This window comes from Azospirillum tabaci (assembly GCF_014596085.1).
Taxonomy (GTDB): domain Bacteria; phylum Pseudomonadota; class Alphaproteobacteria; order Azospirillales; family Azospirillaceae; genus Azospirillum; species Azospirillum tabaci.
In genome coordinates, this window is the sequence record NZ_JACCJY010000037.1 from 1 (window position 1) to 20,604 (window position 20,604).

The window sequence follows — 20,604 nt, forward strand, 5'->3', positions numbered from 1 at the left end:
AACGGGTTCTCGTCCTTCGTCGCGAACTGGCAGGTCGAGTGCAGCGCCTTCCCATCCACCGTCTCGGACAGCGACTTGCCGACCGGCAGGTCGCTGCTGTCATGAGCCCAGAGCACCACCGGGTTCTTGCGGTAGTTACCGAGCTGCCAGCCGGACAGGGAGATGACGTCGTTGTCCCGGTCCTCGGACGCGGTGGAGATGACGAAATCGACGGTGCGCGCCGCTTCGTCGATGCTCTTGGCGCCGAAGGCGCCGGTCTTGACCAACGCCATGCCGGACAGGTCAGCGGCGGCCTTGGCCGAGCGCTTGAACTCGCCGGCCTCGACCAATAGGGGCTTGGGCATGTTGCGGTTCCTCAGGTTTGCAGGTAGGGGGCGAGCATTTCGAGCACCGCCGCGGCGATGTCCTCCGCCGATGCGCCGGCCCCGATTCCCGAGCCCTCGCTGTCGCCGGCCGGAGCGGTATTGACCGGCGCGCGAAACTGGTTGCCTTGCTCGTACGGATTGAGCCCGACCCGGCCACGGACCTCGTTCGGGTTGACCGACGCGATGTTGTAGAGCTTCGACATGGCCTCGGCGAAACTCTTCAGGTCGCCACGTTCGAGGCGTGAAAGATCGTGCTCGAAGAAATAATCGTCGTCTTCGTCATCCAGCAGAAGGTCGCGTTCGCAGCTTTGGGCGATGTTCGCAAAGTGCTCGGCGAGCGTGAACTTGATGAAGCCGAGCGTCATTTGTTCGATGCCCGTGCCCCAGCTGGTCGACTTCGTTGTCGCGCCGAGAAGGTGCGGGAACACACCGTAGATGCGGCCGATGTCTTCAACCTGGAACTCGCGCAGTTCCAGCCATTGCGCGTCCTTCTGTGGGATGCCAATGCGCTCGTACTTTGCTCCGTTCCCCAGGACCGCCGTCTTGTGGGCGTTCGCCGGCCCGGAGTAGGCCGCCGCCCATTGCGCAGCGACCCGGCGTTGCGCGTCCTCGCCCAGGCTGCCCTGGACCGTCAGGACACCGGAGACGGCAGCCCCACCCGCCCAGAACTGGCTGCCGAATTGGCGTGCGGCGATGGCGTCACCGATGGCCTCAGCGTGCAAGGCGATGGGCGATAGGCCCATGTAGGGATTCACCGCGCCCCAACGGAGGTGGAGCATGTTGTCACCAGTGACGGTGAACTGCTCGGTCCCGTACCACAGGCTGAACGTGTAGACCGGCGTCCCATCGTAGGCCCGGTAGACCCGCACAAGCGATGGATGGACGGGCAGCACCTGCATGACCCGGCCACGCCCGTCACGCTGGATGAACGCGTAGGCGTTGCCGACCTGGAGCAACCAGGTCATCAGCAGGCGCCAGAATTCAATGCGCGTCATCCACTGGTTCGGGCGGCGGCACATCACGCGGTAGAGCCTGTGGTCCTTCGCGATCTCCTGCCCGGCCCCTGCCCGCCTGTAGAGCAGAAGGGGCTGTGTCGCCACCGTGCCGGCGATGAGCGAGATGCAGCGCCAGACCGTCGTCACCCGCATGGCCGTGTCCGGGTTCACCAGCGGTCCGGCCGTGGAACTGGCGGTGGCCCCGAAGACGGAGAAGCCCGAGTTCATGCCCGCCTGAATGGCCGGCGGTGCAGCCGAGGGTGCCCGCTGGACAGCCGGAACCGACGAGCCGACCACCCGTGAAGGAGCGGCGACACGGATGCGAGGGAGTGCGTTCATGTGTCGTCAGCCCGCAATGATTAGATCTTGGTTCTCGTAGTCCGACTCTTCTTCTTTGTCGGCTTTCCCAACCATCGACACACCCAAAGCACTGATCAGCGCCACAGGTCCGTCGATCTTCTTTTCGTCCTTTTCCTTGGTCGGATAGACGTTGTCTTTCTTGTCGGGGCGAGCCACGACGTTCGACATCATCCACTCCATGCCAGGATCGCCGGGGTGCAGCAGCCTCCCGGCGCGGATCAGCGCATCCAGTTCCTTCATCGGCTCGCTGAAGTTCAGCACCAGGGGCCGGTATTCGATGACCGGCACGTTCTTCTGCTGGAGTCGCGTGACAAGCATCGTGGCTTGGTGCGGATCGTAGGCGACCGCTTCGACCTGGAAGCGGTCGCACAGGTCAAGGATGTCCTCCTCGATGCAGCCAAAGTCCGTGATGTTCCCATCGGTGACTTCAAGCCATCCATCGGCGTGCCACGCTTGGTAATGCTCGTTCTCTGCCGCAAGAACCGTTTCTTCCGGCAGGTAATGCTTGCCGAACGTGTAGTAGAATCCCCCTTCGTCCTCCGGCGGGATCAGGATTTCTAATGCGGCGATGTCCACTTTGCTCGCGAGGTCGAGCCCGATCACGATCCGGCAACCCTCGAAATCCTCAAGGCGAAGGCTCGGATCGGCCCGACGCCCCCAAGCGACCATGTCGAAGTAGGCCGACCGGGCGTTCACCCACATGTTCAGGTGCTTCGTCAGGAAGCGCCCACGGTTGCGCGGGTTGTTGATCGCTTCACGCTGGCGGGCCAAGAGAAACTCTTCGCTGATCGACACGCCGCAGTTCGGGTTGGCCTTGCGGATCACCGCCGGGTCAGCCCAATCGTCGCCCTTGTCTATGGTGAAGACGATGCCGAACAGTTCCTCGTCCCGTGCCACCTTCTGAAGCACGTTCAGCACGACGCCGCGCATGTCGTAGCAGGGGCCTGCGATGTTGTCCCCCGCGGTGGTGATGACCAGCGCCAGCGGTTGTTCGCGGGCACCCATGCCGGTCACCATCGTGTCGAACTGCTCGGACGTGGCGTGCTCGTGATACTCGTCCGTGATCGAGCAGGACGGTGAGGCACCGTCACCCGGCTTGCCAATGACCGGCTCGAATTTCGCAGCCTTGGCGATGATGCTGATGTTCCGGGCGTTGACGGAGATACCGGCCCTGTCCTTCACGTCGGGCCTGTTGATGAGCATTTCCCTCGCCGGCCCGAACACCTCCCAAGCCTGCTTCTCTGTCGTCGCTCCCGCGTAGACCTCCGCGCCCTCCTCCCCATCGGCGCACAGCATGTAAATGCCGATGGCCGCAACCAACGCAGATTTCCCGTTCTTGCGCGGCACCTCCACGTAGACCTGCCGGAACCTCCGGAAGCCATCAGACTTCCGCACCCATCCGAACACCATGCAGACGATGAAGCACTGCCAAGGCTCAAGCCGCAGCAGATGCGCCGTGGGGTTCAGCGGATCTCTTTTCCGCCACTTCCCCTTGGTGTGGGGCAGCAGCTCGATAAACTTGCAAACCTTCTCGGCCTTGGCCGGATCGAACCGGTACGGCCAGTCCGCGCTGTTGTCGGCCTTCAGGTCGTCGCGGTGCCGCTGGCAAGCCAACTTGACCCATTTGCAAGCCGGTATCGCACCCGACAGCACGCCGTCGATGTAGCGTTCAGCCAGTTCCACATGCGGGTTGCCGACCGGCCCGAGCGGAGCACCGCCCCTGCCTGCGCCGCGCCCGCGGCGAACGCCCGGCTGGTGCTGACGAGGCGCCCGAGGCATCAGAAGAACTCACTGAGCGGGTCTTCGGCGCCGGGCAGGTGGCCGCCCACACGAGTGCGATCCGCCGGCGTCAGGCCGAACTTCGCCAGCCAGCCGGCGAACCGGCGATCCGCGTCCGCGATGTCCGCGATTTCCGGGCGGGCACGCCGCATCGGGCCGCTTTTGCCGAAGGTCCAGTAGTAGCGCTCCCCGGCTTCAGCAAGGGTCAGTTCGCCGTCGTCACCGTTGGACAGCGTCATCGGCCTTGCCAGGGACGCGCGGGCCGCCAGCAGATCCGCATAGGCTTCGCACAGGCCCTCCAGTGCGAATGGGTCGGCTTCGGTCAGCACGCCCATGCGATCCAGCAACACCGACACGGCGCCCCAGGCGACTTTTGCCTTATCGCTCAAGTGCGCCGGGGGGGATGGGCGTTCCCGCTTCGGCTTCGGTTCGTTTGGGTTGGTCCGGCACGGCTGGGCCGTGCCGCTGACGACCTTCAGGTGCGTCGGCTTGCGCGGTCTTCCGGCCATGTACCTTTTCCTTCCATTTTGCACGCGCAGGAATTTCCCCACCACACCGGTAGACGGGCCTACCGCCCTGGAGATTTGCCCCCCCTACCCCTGGTGCCCCACACGCGCCCGCCGATGCTCCCTTTCGTGGCAGGCCGGGCAGAGGGTCGCGAGGTTCCACAGCGCATCAGCGCCCCCTTTGCGGCGCTCCTTGATGTGGTGGGCGATCAGCTTCCCGCCGTGACCACGGTTCGGTGTACGGCACCTTGGGTCGGTGCAGCGGTAGCCGTCTCTGCTCCAGCACGCTTCGCGAAGGTCCCGCCACGCGGCGGAGCCGTAATAGGGGTCCTGCACCTCCCGACGCTTCGGGGCGCGGGGAGCTGGCTTCCAGCCCTGCGGGCGGAAGACTGGGGGACGCGCTGGCATCAACGACCGGCCGAGCGATTGGCCCACGGCGAGGCCGGAGGGTTCACCGTGTCCGCCAGATCGCGCACGATCCGCAGTTGCCGCTCCACCACGGCCAGAAGGGGATTCACCTCAGCGGCCTGCCCCTTCTTCACCAGCAAGCCCGACGCGGCGATCTTCCGTTCGGCATCCTCCAGCCGGGCAACGGCAAGGCAGAAGGACGCCACAAGCGGCGCGCTGAACGGCGTCAGGCGGGCGCCCATGGCCTTAGCCGCTTCCCCCCACAGCTCGGCGGCACGGCTGTCCCCCGCAACGGTGGGTGGCGCGCTGACGTTCAGCACGGGCGCTGCGGCGCGGCCCGCTGGGTGGCTTGTCGTGGGCTTGGGCATTGGCTGGGGCTTCCCTTACTTGGCGCAGCCACAGGCCGCTGTCCGGGCTTCTGTCGCGGCCTGTCGGCGGTTCCGCTTCCGGTGGGTGCCGGTGCGGTGCAGGCAGGCCGCAAGGGGCTGGTGTCGCTCTTTGGCGACTGAACTACCGATTTTCGGAAGAAAGTTCAGAAAACCGTTTTTCCTTCTCGCTCCTCTTCGGCGTCTCCGCTACGGTTCAACCACAGCGAGCAACCAAGCCGCTGCCGCACACGCAACCGAAACCGCACTCCACAGGAGCTTGACCATGAGCCTCTTCGGCAACACCGACACCGCCGTTCGTTCCTTCCCCTCCAAGACCGCCGCGACGAAGGCCGCCGAGGCTGCCGGGTTCGAGCAGGGCGAGTTCACCGTTACCAAGGGCGATGATGGCTGGACCTACAGCCGCATCGAACCCGAGCAGACCAGCGGCGATACCCCGGCGCTGGAGCCGGTTCAGCCCGTGGGGCAGACCAACGAGGCCGGTGGCGCGGTGCAGGACGAACAGCCGGGCAACGATGCCGCCAACCCGCCGCAGGGCGAACAGCCGAAGGCCGGGCCGGTCAGCACCGCTCCCGCCAACCTGAAGTTCCCCTCCGTGGATCACGCCGTGGCGTGGGCGCGCTGCGATGGGTTCGCCAAGAACCGCATCAAGGTCGAGCAGGTGGACGGCGGTTGGACCTTCCGCCCCCTTGCGGAGGGGGAGAGGTACGAAGCCATCGGCTCCACGCCGCGTTCGGGCAACGCTCCCGCCTTCCCCGCGCCCGGCACGAAGAAGCGCATCCTGATCGACCTCGTTTGCCGCCCCGATGGTGCCACCATGAAGGAGCTGGAGACGGCGGTGGGTTGGAAGAAGTGCAGCGGCACCTTGAACGAGCTGGACGAGGTGTTCGGCCTGGACCTGGAGTACCGGAAGAAGGGCGGCGAGGGCCGCTACTTCGGCAAGATGCCCGCCATGGGCGAACCCGCGAACGGGAATGCGGCGGACAGCGGCGCGGAACAGGTTCCGGTCGCTGCCGAGTAACCCAAGCCGATCATCAGCAACGAAGGGGCGGGGTGACTCCCGCCCCTTCTGCTATCCCGAAAACCTATCCGAAATCTGGAAATGGTTCTTTACACCGTCCAGATTTCAGAGTATGTTTCTCTCATCAGCAAGGGGGCGACGATGGGCAAGCTGCTACGGGGGACGAACTGGTACTTGGAGGTGCGCGGTCGGGAGCACTACCCCGCTCACTTCCATGTGGTCAGTCCGGACTTCGCGGCGCTGGTGTCCATCGAAACCCTGGAAATCCGTGAGGGCCATCTGCCCCGTAACGTGAAGCTGGAGGCTCTGGAGTGGGCCGCCGCGAACCGGGACCAACTGGTCGCCGAATGGAACCGGATGAACCCCGACCTGCCTTTCAGCCTGTAGGAGCGACGCGATGACCGAGACGCCGCGCATCGAAACCGTTTCCATCAGCGGAACCGTTCTGTCCGTTGTCTGGCGTGACGGCCAGACCGAGAACATCGACATCGCCGGGTGGCTTGCGCGGCCCGGCCCGAAGGAGTTCGACATCCTGAAGGACCCCGCCGTTCTGGCGCGCCCCGTGGTTGCCGGGTGGGGAACCGTGGTGGCGTGGGACGAAGAGGGAGACGTCGGGATCGACAACGTCCACCTCCGCAACATCGCCGACGAGCAAAAGCCCTTCGGCTCCTCCGAACTCGCCGGATGGCAGAGCGGTCTCAAGCTGTCGAACAAGGAGGCCGCAAGCCTTCTCGGCGTCGGGGTGAGCACGTACCTCGGTTACAAGGCCGGTTCCCCGATCCCGCCGGTTGTGCAGATCGCGTGCCGCGCGATGAAGCGTGACCCGGTTCTGTTCGAGGCGCACTACCGCCCGAGCCGCCCGCCGGGCCGTCCGCCCAAGGCGGCATAGCCCAACGCCTCACTCACCCGGCTTCAGAGAGCCGCGTTCCTCCGGGGACGCGGCCTTTCTGCGTCTCTGCCCCGAGCTGGCCTCGTTGCCGGTGCCTGTGCGGCTGGACCACGCGCTTCCCACCCCGGCTCGCAGACGGTCGCCGTGGTCACCGGGTTCGCTGGGATTGCTTCACCCCTCCCCCTCCCACCGCTCCCGTCCACTCACGGGCCATAGCCTTGTCCGTCCGCCGCGTTCGTAGATTGCTTACACGCGCTCGCGTGAGACCCCCTCGTAGGTCTACGAAACAAAAACTCGGCCTACAGACCCCTCCCGTAGGTCTACGAATCTTTTTTCAGGACACCTCCCCGGCGGCCAGCGCCTGGACGAGACCGTTCAGCGGCGCGAGAGGCTCGAAGGCCGTCCCCTTCCCGACACTGTAGACCGGCCGGAACCGGCAGGCTGGATAGGCCATGGAGAGGCACACCAGCGTTTCGCCGCTGCCGGTGGGGACCTCGTAGGTGTCCGCCGGCAGGTCGCCCAACTCAGCCCGCAGTGCCGAGGCCACCGCCGCCATCAGCGGCACGGGCAGGTGCCCGCTTGTGGCATCCAGCAGATGCGGCCATGCCTTGGCAATCTCCGGCGCCGTCCACCACCGCCCCGCCGACAGGTCGCCACCTGGGGCAATCTCGACCGTGTAAAGCCCGGCATCCTTCAGGGCCGCGCTGGCGTTGCCGCAGGAGAAGCACACGACACCCGGCAAGCCCGCGGCGCGGACATGCTGGGCGATGACCAGCGCCCGCAGGCGCTTACGCTGCGGGATCGTCAGCATCGGCATCGCCGACCTCGATTTCCTGCGGGAACTCCTTCTTGATCTTCCGCGGGTCGCCCTTGAAGAAGATCAACACGTTCTGGTGCCCACGCCCGAGCTTGCGGCTCGAAAGGAACTGCTTGCCAGCGCGCAGGGCCAGGGACCCGACCGGCGTTACCAGCGCCGCCTCGTTGTAGAAGCCCAGCCCCAGGTCGCGGAAACAGGCGATGTTGTCGCCCAGGAAGTTGCGGTAATTCCCCCGCTCGTCCCTGACGTCTCCGATCTTCACGACAGCGAACCGGTTGGGCTTCAGCCGGTCGCAGGCTTGCCGGAAGATGTGCCGATACCACTCGATGAACAGGTCGTAGGTCGCGAAGGCAGAGCCGTCCTTGTCCTGCTTCGAGTAGATTTCGAGGTCGTAGTATGGCGGGCTGGTGAAAACCAGATCGTACTGCCGCCCGCCTGGAAGGACTTCCCCGATCTTGGCGCTGTCACCTTCGATCCAGAGAGGATCGCGCTGAACCTGCGCTAGCCTTTCCGGGGGCAGCTTGTCGCGGACCTTGGCCCATTGAGCCTGATTCGATGCAACCTGCTCGGATCGTAGCTCAACGCCGGTGTAGTCGAAGCCCAGCGCCGCGCAGACGACGCCTTTCGTCGCTTCCCCGGCGAAGGGGTCCAGCACAGACGCCGTTGGCGTCGGCGTGAACCACCGGAACACCAGTTCGGCCAGCACCGGGTCGAAGGCGCTTCCGCCCGTAGCCGAACCACGGCGCATCCAGTCGGTCGCCACGTTGGTGTCGGGCAGGTGTTCCCGGCCCTCCTCCGCGTGGACGCCCATGGCAACCCATGCCGCCTTGCGCTGCCTCCAGTAGCCTTGCCGGGCGTCCAGCACCGTGAACGGCGGGACGCCGAAGCGTTCCGCCAGCGTCTTGCCGGTCGCCCCGTCCTTGCGGCTATCGCCGGGGGCGTCGCCGCACAGCGCCTCCAGGTCAGCGGCGTCAAACCCGATGGTATCGAGATCGACGCCCAGGCCGTGGAGGTCCACCAGCTCGGCCGCCAGCAGTTCGTCGTCCCAGCGTCCGAGTTCGGACAGCCGGTTGTCGGCGATCACATAGGCCCGGATTTGCTCGGGCGTCAGGTGGTCCAGCACCCGGCACGGGACGGTGCCCGCGTCCGGGTGGTTGGGGATCTGCAAGCCCCGCTCGTGAACAAGCCGGGCGGCCTGCCACGTCCCGTGACCTGCAACCAGCACGTCGTCCGCGCCGATCAGCAGCGGGCGCGTCCACCCAAAGGTGGTGAGACTGGAGACCAGCCGTTCAAGCTGCTCCTGCCCGTGCGTCTTAGGGTTCCGCTCGTAGGGCTTCACCCCGTCGAGCGGTCGGAAAACAATCGCAATCTCCTGTGTCACGGTTGGCCTTCGCGATCCAACGCCGTTCAGAACCTGTTGCCAGCGCTCCACAGGTGCGCTAGTGTTACATCAGGTTGAATGACGTTATGCTTGACCAATCCGGCTACATACGTTCATGTGACGCCGTCGCTTCGAGGCGATGACGGGACAAACGGATCAACCGGTTGGTCTAACGGTGCGGTGCCTTCCATCGCGGCGAAAGGGTGCGCTATCACCCCGGTAGCCCCCGTCCTTATAGGGTCGCGGTGGACCACCTAAAACAAACCCCGCTGCGGATTGATCCGAGCGGGGCTGTATGCGCTTGCAACTATGGCGCTTGCGCGTTGTCAAGTATTAGCCAGAGGCGTTAACAGAGCGTTAAAGCCATGGCTCCGCTTGTGCGGCGAATCCGGAAATGCGGTGATCCTTCAACGCCAGCCCGGCCATACTGTCCAGCAGGGCCGTCATGCCCGCGTGCCAAGTCGCATAGACACCGTTCGTTCGCTCAATCCATTCGTCGCTTGGATCGAACTGGAGGGGGCAGTGCTTCACCTTCGCCTGCCGCTGGCCGTCTTCCAGGTAGCGGAACTCGATCCCCACGTCGTCGGTGACGATGGAGCGCCCATACCTGTCCACGATGGGAAGCCCGCGAGCGCGGCGCCAGTTGGCGAACTGAAACCGCGTCATGACGCCAACCCACTCCGCCAGCACCTTGTGACGAAGCGGGCCGCGGATGATCTCGGAGACCGGGACACGGACCAGCCGTTGCTTGCCGTTCGACCAGGGCGGCGCTTCACCGATGGAGCCGAATTCGATGATCAGCCCCCGCTGCCGCCAAGGCAGCCGCCCCATGGCAGTCGTCACCTCCTCGGCGTCCGGATGCATACGCGGGGCCACGCCGCGGGTCGGACCACCGCCGTCGATGCGGGTGCCGATGTTGCCGATGGCCGCGATGCGGGCGCAACTGTCCATCCCCCACCCGCCAGCGAAGGCGTAGCCATCCGCTCGCCCGCCGCGACGGCTCCGCATCGACATATGCGCGGCGCTCTCCACGGCGTGCAGCGCCGTGTTGTCCCGGTGGGCCTTCTGGTCACGAATGGCCCACGCCACCAGCTCCTCCAAATCCACCAGCTTCCGGGTGTCGCGGGTTTCGCGGGCGGTCATGGCGCACCTCCCGGCCCCTGTTCCGAGAACTGGAACGTCGGCTCCGCCGCTGGGCGGAAGACCTCGGCAACCAGATCCTCCGGCCCCTCGTAATCGGGTTCCCCAGGCCGCCCCATCCACGACGGCAGCCACATCTTCCGGTCCCGCAGCGCTTCCAGGCGGATGCGCCACACCGCTCTCGTGGCCCGCGCATGCTTGCCGATCTGCGGCTCGGTGTGGACGGCTATGGCGGCGGGCCGGATCGTGACCGACTTGCCGCGCACCTCCACATCCGGAAACGGCGCGGCCTGTGCGGCTATCATCTTCACCACGCGATTGTGGAAATACTTCAGGGTGTGCGGCGGCTCGTGCTTCAGCGCCGCCGCCCGGCTGAAGCCGTGGACGAACACGCCTTCGCACAGATCCAGGTCCGCACCTACGGCGATCCACTGGGCGGCCTCCTCGAAATCCGTGTAGTGAGGGCGCCGCCGCGCTTCGTCCTCCCCGAAGGCCGCCACACGGGCGGCGTCGAATGCCTTCACGATTGCCTCTGGCGTCGTCTCACGCACCAGCTCACGCGCGCCCTCGCGCGCACCCGCAGGCACATGCGCATCCGCGCTCGCGCGCATCAGCAGCGTCTGTTCTATTGGTTGTTCGGGTGCAATCAGGTTGCACCCTTTGCTGTCGCCGTTTGCACCCTTTTGCGGGAAAGGGTGCACCGTAGCTTGCACCCTTTGCGGGGATTGCGGGGTTTGAGAAGGGTGCAGTTCACTTGCACCCTTTTCCGGGAAAGGGTGCACCTTAGCTTGCACCCTTTGCACCGTTTCGATTTCAGCGTCGGGGTTTGCCAAAGGGTGCAAGCTGGTTTCACCCTTTCCAGCATCGCCCGCACCCTGCCGCGCCGCATCAGCGGCCAGCGCGGTCAGGGTTTCAACCGCCAGCGCATACTGCCTCGTCCGCCCGCGCCCACCCTTGGTGTTGCTGACGGGGAGCAGCCAGCCCTTATCTTCCATCTTACGCATCGTGTACTGCACCGTCCGTTCCGACACGCCGCAGTCAGCCGCCACCGTGGCGACGGCGGGGAAAATGCTTCCCCCGTCGTCATCCGCGAAATCGCTGAGGCGCAGCAGCACCAGCTTCTGCGCATCGCTATCGGTGCATCCGGCCCTTATGACCGCCCAGGCCAGCCGGGTCATTCGCAAGCTCACCGGCGCCTCCCTGTGCTTCTGTGGTTGCTGGGGTTCGTCTGCACGAAGGGACTTACTCGCCGGTCCCGCGCCCGCTGGGCCATTCCGGCGGCCACGCGATCTTGGACACCTCGTCCAGCGCCTTCCTGTCCCCCCACAGCTCCGGGATGGTCATGTCAGCGTGGGGGCGAACCGACGTGATGACACGGCGGAAGACGGCCAGCGCTGACGTGTCGCGCTTGAACTTCGGTGCCAGCACCAGATCGCGGCGAACACCTTCCATGAGCTGGCGGAGGAGCGCGGGGGTAGCACCCGCCGTGAATTTCACCAGCTTGTCGATGGCTTCTTCGGGGAGCGTGAGGGGCGACAGATACCGGGCGATGATCGCGTACCGGCAATCGTCATCGGGAATGCCGATGTCCAGGTGGACACCGAACCGGCGCCAGATGGCCGGGTCGATATCGTCGGGCCGGTTGGTCGCGGCCAGCAGCGTTCCGCTGAAACGGTCGATCTGCTGAAGGATGGTGACGACGATGGCGTTCCGCTCGTTATCAGCGCCAGATCCATTGGACATCCGCTTGATGCCCACGGCGTCGAACTCGTCCAGGAAAAGGACGCAGAGGTCCGCCTGCGTCTCAATCTGCGCGAACAAGTCCCTGAACAAGTCCCTGATATTGCGCCCGCTCTCGCCAAGCCACTTGCTGACGAGCGAAGCCATGTCCACCACCACCACCGGCAGACCCTGGCGCGCGGCGAGGTGATGGCCGAGCGTGGTCTTACCGCAGCCCGGAGGACCGCCCATAATGCAGGTCCGGCGGGGCTTCAGGTTGACCTGCTCCAGTTCCTTTTCGGACTGCAACTCCGTGAACCACTGGTGGACGCTCTCCCGAACGTTCCGTGCCAGGACGGGCGGTTCGGCATCGTCCGGGCGAAGTATGGTGGCGAACTGCCGGATGATCGGCGTCGGCTCGAAGGATTCGCGCTCGCTGCTCATGGCTCGGTCCCCTCGTTCTTCTCGTTGTCTCCACCACCGTCACCGCCACCGCTGCCGTCCGGCCCCTGCCCCGGCCCTTCGGCGCCGCCCTTGTCCTTCTTGGGCTTGGGCTTGCGGCGCCACTCCGGCGGCAGCTCCATGCCGTCCGTGCCGGTGGCCTTGCACCACTCCTCGTCCCAGACGCGGCGATTGGGATCGCGGTGGCCGAAGGGGTTTGGAGGTGATCGGCTTGCCCGCCTCCGCGTCTTGGCGCGCCATGGCCCGCGCCTCGTCTTCCGTCACCGGGGGCGGCTGCGGGGTGTCCAAGGGATCGGGCTTCGGCGCCTTGCCCTTGGCCGGGCGCTGCGGCGAAGGTGCGATGTCCTCGATGTCCGTTTGGTCGGAATCTTCATCGTCGGGCTGTTCCGGTTCCTGGGCCTTGCCGCCCGGATGCAGGTTCGGGCGCCCCATGTTCCCCCAGTCGAAGGCACCGCCATCGGTGACGCCCAGCGCCTCGTTGTAGAGTTCTTCCAGGGCCTCCTGTTCGAGCACGCCCTCCCTGTCCTTCTCCATCGCCTTGATGCGGGCCACCACCTTCCGCATCGTCTTCGTGTCGAAGCCGGTTCCCTTGGCCTCGGCATAGACTTCCTTGATGTCTTCGCCGATGGCCGCACGCTCGGCTTCCAAGTTCAGCGCACGCCGAACGAACGCCTTCAAGCGATCAGCGGCAATATCACCTATATCCGCCATGATTTCACCTCTATGATTTCAAGGTTTTGATAAAGAGCTTCAGCAAGTGACTTCTTCAGTTTGTACTCTGGGGTTTTGTATCCTTTCGCATCTTCGACCCTCTGCTCACCGGTCGCGGCGACGCGGTAACGAAAGTCGGCGTAGTAGGTGCAGATCAGCCGGCCGTTCACGACGAGGCGGAACGCTGGCTGTAGCTCCAGGTCTGCAATCAGCCCGAGCCGCTCGCGCCGACGCAGTTCGAGGTACCGGTCCGCCTCCAGCTTCGAATGGAAGCCGATGCCGTCCACGAGGGTGCGCTTGGCCCCGTACTTCGACCGCTTAGCCTCTCCCTGCCCCGGCTTCCCCTGCTGGGCCGCAAGCGCTTCCAGCCGCTGGCGTTCCCGCTCTTGCAGGGCGAACCGGATGGCCTCGATCTGGCGCTGTGCCGGCGCGCCCAGCATGGACGGGACAATTCTGTTGGCCCCACCGAAGCCCTTGCGGCGCCCTGTCATGGCCGCGCCAGAAGCTGGGCACCGAACGCCCGCAACGCGGCCAGAAGCCCGTCACAGGCCGCCTGCGCGGCGGCGTCGGTGGCATAGGTGAATTCGGTAGCCCGTTCCGCGCCGCTGAAGCGCACCAGCACAGCCGGCGAGCACGGCCACGGGTCGCCTTCCAGTGGGTCCGGCTCCCGGAACACGGGCTGCGGCTGGACCTGCGGTTCTGGCAAGCCCACCGCCCGGCAGATCGCGGCCAGCAAGCGCGACGGCGCCACGCTGGAAGGCTGCTCCTCGATCAGCGCCGCCTTGCCCGTGGCGCTGTCCCAATGCCGCCCCTCGCGGCACCACACCTCCGCGACGTTCCACAGCGGGATATGCGACCTGTAGCCGGGCAGCTGGTGAAGGGCTTCGACCTGGTTCGTCATGACCGGCCCCTCCGACCCCGAGACTGCCGCCGGGAGGGCGCCGCCCACTGCTGGTGGTGGTGCCACAGCCACGACGGAGCATGCCGATGGCGGCTCACGAGCTGGGCGGCCTGCCGGTAGACCGGGCGGGCGGCGACCCAATCGCGCAGCCACGTCCCCCGGATCGGAGCCAGCCACTGCCGGCCAGCGCCAGCCCACTCCGCATGCTCGGCCAGCGCGTAGAAGGCGGCGGCGTCCAGCCGGTCCACCTTCTGCTCCCCCAGATGCTCCAGGATGCAGGTCAGCGTCCGGGCGATGTCCGCACCCACGGTCACCTCGTCCTTCCGGCCCCCCGCCTTGACGCCCGCCTTCATGATCGCGTCGAAAACCTTCAGCAGGCCCACGGCCCGCTCCGGCCAGCTCGGGGCAGCGCTGACGAGGGCTATCCACAGTCCCAGCGCTTCGCGGGCCGGCTTCGACAGGCTCCGCTCATAGGCCGGGAACACAACCGATCCCGGCGCAGGCAGAGCCACCGCCTGTGTCTCGTGACCACCGTGCTTCAGGATCAGCTCGCCGACCTCGGCTTCGGTCTTTCCAGTGGCCTCGGCCACGAAGCGGCGGCGGATCAGCCGGTCATGGATGCCGTAGAGCTTGGCGGTTTCTTCCAGGCCAGCGCGGAGCACAGGCCCTGCCGGCGTATCGACGCGGTAGACATCGACCATCAACCCGTAGGGCGTGGCGTATAGGATCTTCTCGACCATAGCCGCTCCTCTGGGTCAGGCCCGCACCGCCGCCGGGGAGGCGACGCGCTTGGGTGCGGACAGGAACAGGGCCATCTCCTTCAGCAGGAGTTCCGCCGGGTTGCCGGGGTTGGCGGGATCGTCGGCACAGGTCTCCACGTAGCCCTCGGCCTGCCGGAGCAGGGCTATGGCCGTGTCGAAGTCGCGGAACGCAGCGTGGAGCATGAGCGTGATCCAGCCCACGGGGTCGTCCACCTCCGCGCGGATCTCCTCCACGATCACGGCGGCGAACTGCTGGGCCGTTATGGAGCCATTGTCCGCGGCCAGATGGAGCGCGCGGAAGCGGTCCACCGCCTCCGTCAGGCCCATGGTCGTCGCCCCGCGCAGGCAGGTCCCCATGTGCTCGGCCAGCGCCGGCATGTGGCGGCTGGGCGCCGCCCCGGTGGTGATGGGGGCGGTCATCGGCGATCCTCCGAGATCTGGCGGTCAATCCACACGCCATATTCGGGGTTGTAGAAGTAGAGGAAGCCATCGCGCGGCCCCTCGTATTCGTCCTGGGCGCCCCCGGAGCACACGGCCTCGTCACCGAGGTCTCGTGCGATCTGGCAGCGGTCTTCCGCTTCGGCGAAGGTGGTTGACCAGCAGACGGGGCAGGTGCCGCGCACGTAGAATGGCGGGGCGTTGGAGTGGTCTATGTCCGCCATGGCGGTTACTCCGGGGAGGTAGCGGCGGGAGCGGAGGCCCATAGGGCGTTTCCGGTCACGAAGTGGTCGTTGGTCAGGATGCAGTGGCGGCCGCACTCGAACGCCCCCCACTCTCCGTTTTGCAGCTTCGTCCACGGTCGCGTCTCGCCGCGCTTATCGGTCAGCAGCCATACGTCCCCAACCTTCGCCAGCTTCCACGGCTGCGGCTTTGCGGCGGCAGTTTCGCCGCACAGGAACTCGTGAATGGCAACCGCTGCCGGGCGGTCGATCCAGTCTCCGCCCACGTTGATCGCGTCGGGGTGGGCTCTGATGACGACGCCGTTGCTTGCGATGAATGTGGTCATGATTCAGCGCTCCCCTGCGGAGACGGCGGCAGGAGCAGGCCACGAGCGCGGGCGCAGCTCGGCCTTCAGGTACAGCGGGTGCCAGGGCTGCCCGGACTTCTCGGACAGCTTGAGGAACATCGGCTCGCATCCGGCATCTTCGACGATCCCGCGCACCGTTTCGGCCCGCTGCGCGACACGCTCGATCCCGCTTGTTCTTGCCCGCCCCGCCCCAGCCGCAGACGAATATGCCGGGGGCGGCACCGCCGGTGCGGCAGAAGTTGGCGGCAGCGCGGATGATGCTGTCGTTGTCCGGCCCTTCCGGGTCGCTCACGCCGTCCTCGAACAGCGCGTCCGGGTCTGTGGAGCGCATGGCGAACAGGTTGACGACGGCCAGGGTGGAGGCGTTCCAGCGGTTCGCATAGTCGACGCAGCGACGGATGGTCGGATCGTCGTGGGAGGCGTCCGCCGTGCTCGGATTGAGCATGCAGAACACCACAGGCCGCTCACCCCCGATCCAGTTCAGGTTGCGCCGCAGCCAATAGCGATACCGCCCGCTCGGCGACAGGATGGCCGAATCGTGCAGCGTCCATCCCACAGGAAGATTGTGCTCGGCCATTCACGCCTCCCCGCCGGCAGGATTGGAGGGGAGCAAGCCGCAGAGGACCGAAGCAGCCGCCTGCGGGATACGGTCGTGGACGTGCTCCGGAACTTCGCCGTCTTTCCCGATGGCAAGCATGACAAGCCCGACCATGTCCGGATCAGGCTCGCCCTCCTCATCGGTGTACGGGATGATCTTCACCCCCGACGCCTCCCCGCCTTGGCCCAGCGAGAGAGCAACGCGGATATCGTCCGCAGCCACCTTGGCAAGCGGTTGCACCGCGGAGGGCGTTTCGCTGGAGGCGATGAAGTCCAGCCGGTCGGCCGTGACCATCAGCGCGTCCCGCCACCCTCGCCTGATGTTCGCGGCGCGCCCATGAGCGGCGATGATCATTTCCAATCGAGCGATACGGGCCTGCGCTGCGTCCCGCTCGGCGACGGCCTCCTGGCGGAGCTGATGCGGCGATTTCCCATCGCCGCGCTGAACGGTCAGGATGTAGCGCTGACGGTCGCTGCTGATTTCGACCTGCTCGAACGCCGTCTCGGTGTAGTTCTCGGCATGGTGTTCGCGGAACCAAGCCGCCAGATGTCCGGCGATGATCGCCACGGCCCGGCCGGAGGCTTCGAGGGTAAAGCCGAGTTCGGAAGGTCCCATCCGGAGAAGCGACAGATCGGCGGCAAGGAGCTTGTCGGCGCGTTCGTTGGCCTCCTCCAGATCCTTGATGCGCGCTTCCAGGTGGGCGGCCCCGGTCTCGAACGCGGAGCAGACGAGCCGCAACACCATCACCGCATCCTCCAGGAGCATGCGGCGCCACGGGCGATCCAAGAGAACCGCGACCAGCTCACAGGGCGCCAAGCCGCCGCGGCGGGCGAGCGTGTTCAAGCTCTGGCCATGGTTCCGCTCTGCCTGCGCCTCGTGGGGGGCGACAAGGCTCCAGGGGACCGACCGGGGCGCGTCAGCCGATGGCCGACCGGGGTACAAGATCGGAAAAGTGATGGGGTCAGTCATGGCTGGGTCGCCTCCCTGGAGGCGCGACCGGCTGGGAGGGACGCGGCGTCAACCGGTGGACGGGGGTAATCCTCTGGCCGCATCAGTCGGACGTGCGTGTAGAATCGCGCTCCGCATTTTCCTTTCCCGCCGACCCGGCCATCGTCATCAAGGAGAGCTTCGTCGATGTCGTAGCCATGAGCGGGCGACCACCACCAAGCCATCGGGGTCGCTCCAGGATCACCGCGGAATTCTCGGGTCAGAACCCAGCCGTCCCCCTTCCGGGGCGCACGCTCCTCACGTTCAGTAGATTCGTTTCCCGCTTCTGGCGGGAGCGGCACGCCGGCACGCTCGGCCGCAACGACGGCCTGGACAGCATCCGTGCGGAATCGCTGGCGCGCGATGTCGAGCACCTTTTCCAGGGACGCGCGCAGCAGGGCCGGCGGCTCGCCGCCCTTATCGGTGAGGTGCTCCAACGCCGCGGCGGCAACATCGTTGAGCAGCTTGCCCTGCGCGTCGATGACGGCAATCAGCCGCGTGCCGATGTCCGTCGACACCAGTCCCTTTCCCATAGCGTGGTGGGCTGCGAGAAGCTCCTGGTACCGAGCCTCCCGCAGCACCACATGCTCCGACCCGACGACGCGCATGCCTGCGGCGCTCTTGAGCATGTAGGGACCGCCGGTGATCTGCCACTCGTCGTAGCTGGGATCTGCGGCCGGGGTCGGCTCGTCCGCCCGGTAGGCGTCCATCACCGCGGCGATCTGGCGCGCGGAAACGGTCTTGGCGGAGGGGGCGCGCTCGGCGTCCCGCAGGGCCGCCCAGAACCGCACAGCGGGCGCAGCGTGCTTGTCCCGCCCGAGCAGCACGAAGATCGGCTCCAGCGGTTCGCGCTTCGCGAGGCAGGGATTGAACGGGGTGATGATGTAGCCCGCCTCGTCCGAGACCGCCCCCTCGGCCGGGGCCTCCGTCTGCATGAACCGGGCGAGTTGCCGCTTCTTCCGCGCCCTGCCCTCCTCGACGGCGACCGCCGGGATCACGCCAGCGCGCAGGGCCAGGGACACCACCTCCAGGAAGTCCCCCACCTCATGGCCCAAGCGGACAGCGTTCGTGTCGCCTTGCCCGGCCTGCACCTCATCGAGACCGAACCGGGCCGTCTTCGTCGCCCGCTTGATCACCTCCGCCCCGAACAGCGCGCCGGTCTCGGACGCCTCCTCGATCAGGTAGTTCAGCACCTCGCGCTGATGCGCCGTCGGTTCCGGGAACGGGGACACATAGCGGTTCCCCACCAGCGCCGCGATTTCAGCCGGGTTCGCGTCGCCATAGGCACGCGCCCGGCCGGCGTTCTCGCGGGCGCAGGCCGTGCAGTAGACGTCGCCGTCGCTGGGTTCGTCGGTTGCGGCCTCGACATAGGCCAGCTGACCGGCCGGGATGGCGCAGTCGCTATCCGGATCGCGGCTCTTTTCCAGGCAGCCGGCGCACTGGATCACGCCTTCAGCGACGACGGACCCAACCTCCACACCGGCCAGCGCCATCTCCTCCTCGCTCAAGGGCGAGAGCGGTGACGGGGGCTTACCATCAGAAAGTCGGCATTCAATGCTCTGAGCCATAACTTTTCCTCTATTTCAATGGCTTAAATGAAGGCGTCGCGTGATGATCGGGGATGGGATCAGTCGCCCTCGGCGCTGTTGCGCCGGGTTGGAGAGCCGTCGTGCAACACGCCGTCGAGGAGGCGACCAGCGGCGCGTTTCCCGACGCGCTCCATCAGCACGTCGCCGCGCCGGAAGTGCCCATCGTTCTCACCCGCCGGCTTGACGATCCGCACGCGGTCGGCGCGCATGGCGCCGCCCAGGTCCCCACCGGGGGCGGGCTGCTGCGTCGGCGTCCATTCTCCCCACTGCTTGAAGAGGAACGGGATGCCGGTCTCGGCGCACTGGTCGCGAAGGCTTCGTGCCCAGCTGGGATGCATAGGCCGGGCCTTTGGGCCACTCTCCCCACCGACGATCACCCAATCGAGGCGCGCGCACCGCGTCGTCCCCCGCCCTTCGACCGACAGCGTTCCGCCCAGCGCGTCGAGCACCGATTCACCGTCATCGACGCGGCGCAGATCCACCGGCCCCAACGAAGGTTCCAGAGACAGGAAGCGCACCGCGGCCGGGGTCGCCTCCAGGTCGAAAACACGCTCGACTGCGCGCGACTGATCCTCGACTGAGACGCCCAACCAGACGTTCGGCAGCGGCAACGCGGATCGGTCGCGTTCATGCGAAAACCGGGGCCGCATGCCGAAGGCACCGCGCAGAGCGTCGATGGAGAAGCGCGGGATCACGGACACGCCATGCGGTCCGCGGCAGCTCTCGACGGCACGCTCCCAGGAGAAGCCCGCCATGTACTCGCGCATCTTGGCCGACCGCTTGGTCAACACCTGAAACGTGTGCTGGCCCGCCAGCGCCATCACAACGAACACGCGGTCGATGGCTTCGAACGGCATGTCTTCGTGGAACAGGTCCGACATGCTGTTGACGAAAATGCGACGCGGGCGCGCCCAACGCAGGGGTTGGCCGAGAGCGTCCTGGTGAAGGCGCACGGTACCAGTCCAGACCGGCCCGGCCTTGCTCGGCTTGGTCAGGCCGGCATACTTGGCGCCCCCCTTGCCGCCCATACGCTCCAGGCGCGCGGCCTCACCCATGGCGTAGCAGTTGGTGCAACCCGGCGACTTGATGGAGCACCCGACCACCGGGTTCCACGTCGCTTCGGTCCACTCGATACCGGTCTTGTCACCCATGGCACGCCTCCCCGTAGACGGCGCGGCACACGGCTTCGACCTTGTCCAGGTTCAGCCAGTCGTCGGTGCGGACACCGCTCTCCATGCAGATCCAGTAAGGGCCGTCGCTGTTGATCAGGCGCAGCACGTCGGCGACGTTGTCCGGCCCGATCCCGCCCGCGTAGCCGACGAGCTGGTCCCCGCCGGGGTGGCGCGGCCACTCCCCCGGCATCTGTCCCGAGCCGGCCGAGCGGTCGAACAGCCAGTCAACCCGCCGGTCGGCAGGGAACGCCTCGCGGGTTTGGGCGATGCCGCGCACACCCCAGTTGCGGGCGAACTGGTGAATGCAGCCCGCCACCGGCGCCTCGTGGTTGACCTGGACGCGCTTGCAGAATCCGATGTCGACCGGCAGCCCGCGACATGGCCCGCTCGCCATGATGTCGCGGCTGTGGGAGCCGCAGACGTGCGCGGCGAGCCGCAAACTGATGAGCGGGCTCCACATGATGGCGGACAGAGTTTCGCCACCGGGGTATCGACGGTCCTGCCCCTGTCGCTTCGGCGACAGCAGGAACGCGAACTCGACGGGATAGGCGCGGGCGATGGCGACGGCCCGGCGGAGATCCGTCCGAGCGTCCAGCCCAGTGAAGGTGATGCTGTCGGGCTTGCGCATGA

Annotated in this window: 25 protein-coding genes and 1 pseudogene; 3 read left to right on the forward strand and 23 right to left on the reverse strand. The window is 66.5% G+C overall.

The genetic code is table 11. The features are described 5' to 3' along the window. The 6 genes from H0B54_RS25310 to H0B54_RS25335 all read right to left on the reverse strand — a co-directional run. Positions 1-344: hypothetical protein (locus H0B54_RS25310; RefSeq protein WP_425490084.1), on the reverse strand; the 344-nt coding region annotated here is incomplete at its 3' end. Positions 345-355: 11 nt separating this feature from the next. Further along, positions 356-1,699, reverse strand: a complete 1,344-nt coding sequence (locus tag H0B54_RS25315; protein ID WP_188262625.1) for a phage portal protein — start codon at positions 1,697-1,699, stop codon at positions 356-358. A gap of 6 nt (positions 1,700-1,705) precedes the next feature. Continuing rightward, positions 1,706-3,499 (reverse strand): terminase large subunit, encoded by a 1,794-nt coding sequence (locus tag H0B54_RS25320; protein ID WP_188262626.1) that lies wholly within the window; start codon positions 3,497-3,499, stop codon positions 1,706-1,708. Further along, on the reverse strand, positions 3,499-4,008 hold the full coding sequence (locus H0B54_RS25325) for a P27 family phage terminase small subunit (RefSeq protein WP_188262627.1): 510 nt from the start codon (positions 4,006-4,008) through the stop codon (positions 3,499-3,501). Before H0B54_RS25325 ends, H0B54_RS25320 begins: the two co-directional genes overlap by 1 nt. A gap of 84 nt (positions 4,009-4,092) precedes the next feature. Then, the gene (locus tag H0B54_RS30555) at positions 4,093-4,413 is read right to left on the reverse strand and encodes an HNH endonuclease (RefSeq protein WP_425490085.1); all 321 of its coding nucleotides are present in this window, start codon (positions 4,411-4,413) and stop codon (positions 4,093-4,095) included. Next, positions 4,413-4,781, reverse strand: a complete 369-nt coding sequence (locus H0B54_RS25335; protein ID WP_188262629.1) for a P27 family phage terminase small subunit — start codon at positions 4,779-4,781, stop codon at positions 4,413-4,415. The genes H0B54_RS30555 and H0B54_RS25335 overlap by 1 nt, the downstream gene beginning before the upstream one ends. A 283-nt stretch (positions 4,782-5,064) precedes the next feature. Between H0B54_RS25335 and H0B54_RS25340 the strand changes: the two genes are divergently transcribed. The 3 genes from H0B54_RS25340 (at position 5,065) to H0B54_RS25350 (ending at position 6,709) form a co-directional block, all read left to right on the forward strand. Next, the gene (locus H0B54_RS25340; protein ID WP_188262630.1) at positions 5,065-5,820 is read left to right on the forward strand and encodes a DUF3489 domain-containing protein; all 756 of its coding nucleotides are present in this window, start codon (positions 5,065-5,067) and stop codon (positions 5,818-5,820) included. 141 nt (positions 5,821-5,961) lie between these two features. Further along, on the forward strand, positions 5,962-6,207 hold the full coding sequence (locus H0B54_RS25345) for a DUF4160 domain-containing protein (RefSeq protein ID WP_188262631.1): 246 nt from the start codon (positions 5,962-5,964) through the stop codon (positions 6,205-6,207). A 10-nt stretch (positions 6,208-6,217) separates the two neighbouring features. Continuing rightward, the gene (locus H0B54_RS25350) at positions 6,218-6,709 is read left to right on the forward strand and encodes a hypothetical protein (protein ID WP_188262632.1); all 492 of its coding nucleotides are present in this window, start codon (positions 6,218-6,220) and stop codon (positions 6,707-6,709) included. A gap of 334 nt (positions 6,710-7,043) precedes the next feature. Here H0B54_RS25350 and H0B54_RS25355 read toward each other — a convergent pair whose 3' ends face one another. From H0B54_RS25355 to H0B54_RS25435, 17 genes and pseudogenes are all read right to left on the reverse strand, one after another. Next, positions 7,044-7,526: a hypothetical protein gene (locus tag H0B54_RS25355; protein ID WP_188262633.1), complete on the reverse strand. Its 483-nt coding sequence runs from the start codon at positions 7,524-7,526 to the stop codon at positions 7,044-7,046. Continuing rightward, a complete protein-coding gene (locus H0B54_RS30440) occupies positions 7,498-8,907 on the reverse strand; it encodes a DNA methyltransferase (protein ID WP_188262634.1) in 1,410 nt (469 codons plus the stop codon). The genes H0B54_RS25355 and H0B54_RS30440 overlap by 29 nt, the downstream gene beginning before the upstream one ends. A gap of 357 nt (positions 8,908-9,264) precedes the next feature. Then, a complete protein-coding gene (locus H0B54_RS25365; RefSeq protein WP_188262635.1) occupies positions 9,265-10,050 on the reverse strand; it encodes a hypothetical protein in 786 nt (261 codons plus the stop codon). Further along, complete coding sequence (locus H0B54_RS25370; protein ID WP_188262636.1) at positions 10,047-11,225, reverse strand: helix-turn-helix domain-containing protein; 1,179 nt, start codon at positions 11,223-11,225, stop codon at positions 10,047-10,049. The genes H0B54_RS25365 and H0B54_RS25370 overlap by 4 nt, the downstream gene beginning before the upstream one ends. Before the next feature lie 64 nt (positions 11,226-11,289). Continuing rightward, on the reverse strand, positions 11,290-12,210 hold the full coding sequence (locus H0B54_RS25375) for an ATP-binding protein (RefSeq protein WP_188262637.1): 921 nt from the start codon (positions 12,208-12,210) through the stop codon (positions 11,290-11,292). Between the two features lie 39 nt (positions 12,211-12,249). Further along, positions 12,250-12,939 carry a GapR family DNA-binding domain-containing protein gene (locus tag H0B54_RS30445; protein WP_188262638.1) on the reverse strand — a complete coding sequence of 230 codons (690 nt, stop codon included), beginning with the start codon at positions 12,937-12,939 and terminating at the stop codon, positions 12,250-12,252. Then, complete coding sequence (locus H0B54_RS25385; protein ID WP_246472811.1) at positions 12,927-13,379, reverse strand: DUF1064 domain-containing protein; 453 nt, start codon at positions 13,377-13,379, stop codon at positions 12,927-12,929. The genes H0B54_RS30445 and H0B54_RS25385 overlap by 13 nt, the downstream gene beginning before the upstream one ends. A gap of 47 nt (positions 13,380-13,426) precedes the next feature. Beyond that, a complete protein-coding gene (locus tag H0B54_RS25390; protein ID WP_188262640.1) occupies positions 13,427-13,840 on the reverse strand; it encodes a hypothetical protein in 414 nt (137 codons plus the stop codon). After that, entirely contained in the window at positions 13,837-14,580 is a 744-nt protein-coding gene (locus tag H0B54_RS25395; protein WP_188262641.1) for a hypothetical protein, read from the reverse strand. The genes H0B54_RS25390 and H0B54_RS25395 overlap by 4 nt, the downstream gene beginning before the upstream one ends. A gap of 15 nt (positions 14,581-14,595) precedes the next feature. After that, a complete protein-coding gene (locus tag H0B54_RS25400; RefSeq protein ID WP_188262642.1) occupies positions 14,596-15,021 on the reverse strand; it encodes a hypothetical protein in 426 nt (141 codons plus the stop codon). After that, positions 15,018-15,263 carry a hypothetical protein gene (locus tag H0B54_RS25405; RefSeq protein WP_188262643.1) on the reverse strand — a complete coding sequence of 82 codons (246 nt, stop codon included), beginning with the start codon at positions 15,261-15,263 and terminating at the stop codon, positions 15,018-15,020. The genes H0B54_RS25400 and H0B54_RS25405 overlap by 4 nt, the downstream gene beginning before the upstream one ends. Before the next feature lie 5 nt (positions 15,264-15,268). Continuing rightward, positions 15,269-15,607, reverse strand: coding sequence for a hypothetical protein (locus tag H0B54_RS30015; RefSeq protein ID WP_188262644.1), 339 nt, complete (start codon positions 15,605-15,607; stop codon positions 15,269-15,271). 190 nt (positions 15,608-15,797) lie between these two features. Then, positions 15,798-16,205 (reverse strand): annotated as a pseudogene (locus tag H0B54_RS30560) (DUF1643 domain-containing protein); the annotation flags it as partial. Beyond that, positions 16,206-17,069, reverse strand: coding sequence for a hypothetical protein (locus H0B54_RS25420; RefSeq protein ID WP_188262645.1), 864 nt, complete (start codon positions 17,067-17,069; stop codon positions 16,206-16,208). A 122-nt stretch (positions 17,070-17,191) separates the two neighbouring features. Further along, positions 17,192-18,781 carry a hypothetical protein gene (locus H0B54_RS25425; RefSeq protein ID WP_211109547.1) on the reverse strand — a complete coding sequence of 530 codons (1,590 nt, stop codon included), beginning with the start codon at positions 18,779-18,781 and terminating at the stop codon, positions 17,192-17,194. Between the two features lie 59 nt (positions 18,782-18,840). Continuing rightward, on the reverse strand, positions 18,841-19,953 hold the full coding sequence (locus H0B54_RS25430) for a phage Gp37/Gp68 family protein (protein WP_188262647.1): 1,113 nt from the start codon (positions 19,951-19,953) through the stop codon (positions 18,841-18,843). Beyond that, on the reverse strand, positions 19,946-20,602 hold the full coding sequence (locus H0B54_RS25435; RefSeq protein ID WP_188262648.1) for a beta/alpha barrel domain-containing protein: 657 nt from the start codon (positions 20,600-20,602) through the stop codon (positions 19,946-19,948). The genes H0B54_RS25430 and H0B54_RS25435 overlap by 8 nt, the downstream gene beginning before the upstream one ends. Positions 20,603-20,604 lie beyond the last annotated feature (2 nt).

Coding starts and splice junctions, on each gene's coding strand:
- H0B54_RS25315 (WP_188262625.1), bottom strand. CDS start 1,699: ATGAACGCACTCCCTCGCATCCGTGTCGCCGCTCCTTCACGGGTGGTC.
- H0B54_RS25320 (WP_188262626.1), bottom strand. CDS start 3,499: ATGCCTCGGGCGCCTCGTCAGCACCAGCCGGGCGTTCGCCGCGGGCGC.
- H0B54_RS25325 (WP_188262627.1), bottom strand. CDS start 4,008: ATGGCCGGAAGACCGCGCAAGCCGACGCACCTGAAGGTCGTCAGCGGC.
- H0B54_RS30555 (WP_425490085.1), bottom strand. CDS start 4,413: ATGCCAGCGCGTCCCCCAGTCTTCCGCCCGCAGGGCTGGAAGCCAGCT.
- H0B54_RS25335 (WP_188262629.1), bottom strand. CDS start 4,781: ATGCCCAAGCCCACGACAAGCCACCCAGCGGGCCGCGCCGCAGCGCCC.
- H0B54_RS25340 (WP_188262630.1), top strand. CDS start 5,065: ATGAGCCTCTTCGGCAACACCGACACCGCCGTTCGTTCCTTCCCCTCC.
- H0B54_RS25345 (WP_188262631.1), top strand. CDS start 5,962: ATGGGCAAGCTGCTACGGGGGACGAACTGGTACTTGGAGGTGCGCGGT.
- H0B54_RS25350 (WP_188262632.1), top strand. CDS start 6,218: ATGACCGAGACGCCGCGCATCGAAACCGTTTCCATCAGCGGAACCGTT.
- H0B54_RS25355 (WP_188262633.1), bottom strand. CDS start 7,526: ATGCCGATGCTGACGATCCCGCAGCGTAAGCGCCTGCGGGCGCTGGTC.
- H0B54_RS25365 (WP_188262635.1), bottom strand. CDS start 10,050: ATGACCGCCCGCGAAACCCGCGACACCCGGAAGCTGGTGGATTTGGAG.
- H0B54_RS25370 (WP_188262636.1), bottom strand. CDS start 11,225: ATGACCCGGCTGGCCTGGGCGGTCATAAGGGCCGGATGCACCGATAGC.
- H0B54_RS25375 (WP_188262637.1), bottom strand. CDS start 12,210: ATGAGCAGCGAGCGCGAATCCTTCGAGCCGACGCCGATCATCCGGCAG.
- H0B54_RS30445 (WP_188262638.1), bottom strand. CDS start 12,939: ATGGCGGATATAGGTGATATTGCCGCTGATCGCTTGAAGGCGTTCGTT.
- H0B54_RS25385 (WP_246472811.1), bottom strand. CDS start 13,379: ATGCTGGGCGCGCCGGCACAGCGCCAGATCGAGGCCATCCGGTTCGCC.
- H0B54_RS25390 (WP_188262640.1), bottom strand. CDS start 13,840: ATGACGAACCAGGTCGAAGCCCTTCACCAGCTGCCCGGCTACAGGTCG.
- H0B54_RS25395 (WP_188262641.1), bottom strand. CDS start 14,580: ATGGTCGAGAAGATCCTATACGCCACGCCCTACGGGTTGATGGTCGAT.
- H0B54_RS25400 (WP_188262642.1), bottom strand. CDS start 15,021: ATGACCGCCCCCATCACCACCGGGGCGGCGCCCAGCCGCCACATGCCG.
- H0B54_RS25405 (WP_188262643.1), bottom strand. CDS start 15,263: ATGGCGGACATAGACCACTCCAACGCCCCGCCATTCTACGTGCGCGGC.
- H0B54_RS30015 (WP_188262644.1), bottom strand. CDS start 15,607: ATGACCACATTCATCGCAAGCAACGGCGTCGTCATCAGAGCCCACCCC.
- H0B54_RS25425 (WP_211109547.1), bottom strand. CDS start 18,781: ATGGCTCAGAGCATTGAATGCCGACTTTCTGATGGTAAGCCCCCGTCA.
- H0B54_RS25430 (WP_188262647.1), bottom strand. CDS start 19,953: ATGGGTGACAAGACCGGTATCGAGTGGACCGAAGCGACGTGGAACCCG.
- H0B54_RS25435 (WP_188262648.1), bottom strand. CDS start 20,602: ATGCGCAAGCCCGACAGCATCACCTTCACTGGGCTGGACGCTCGGACG.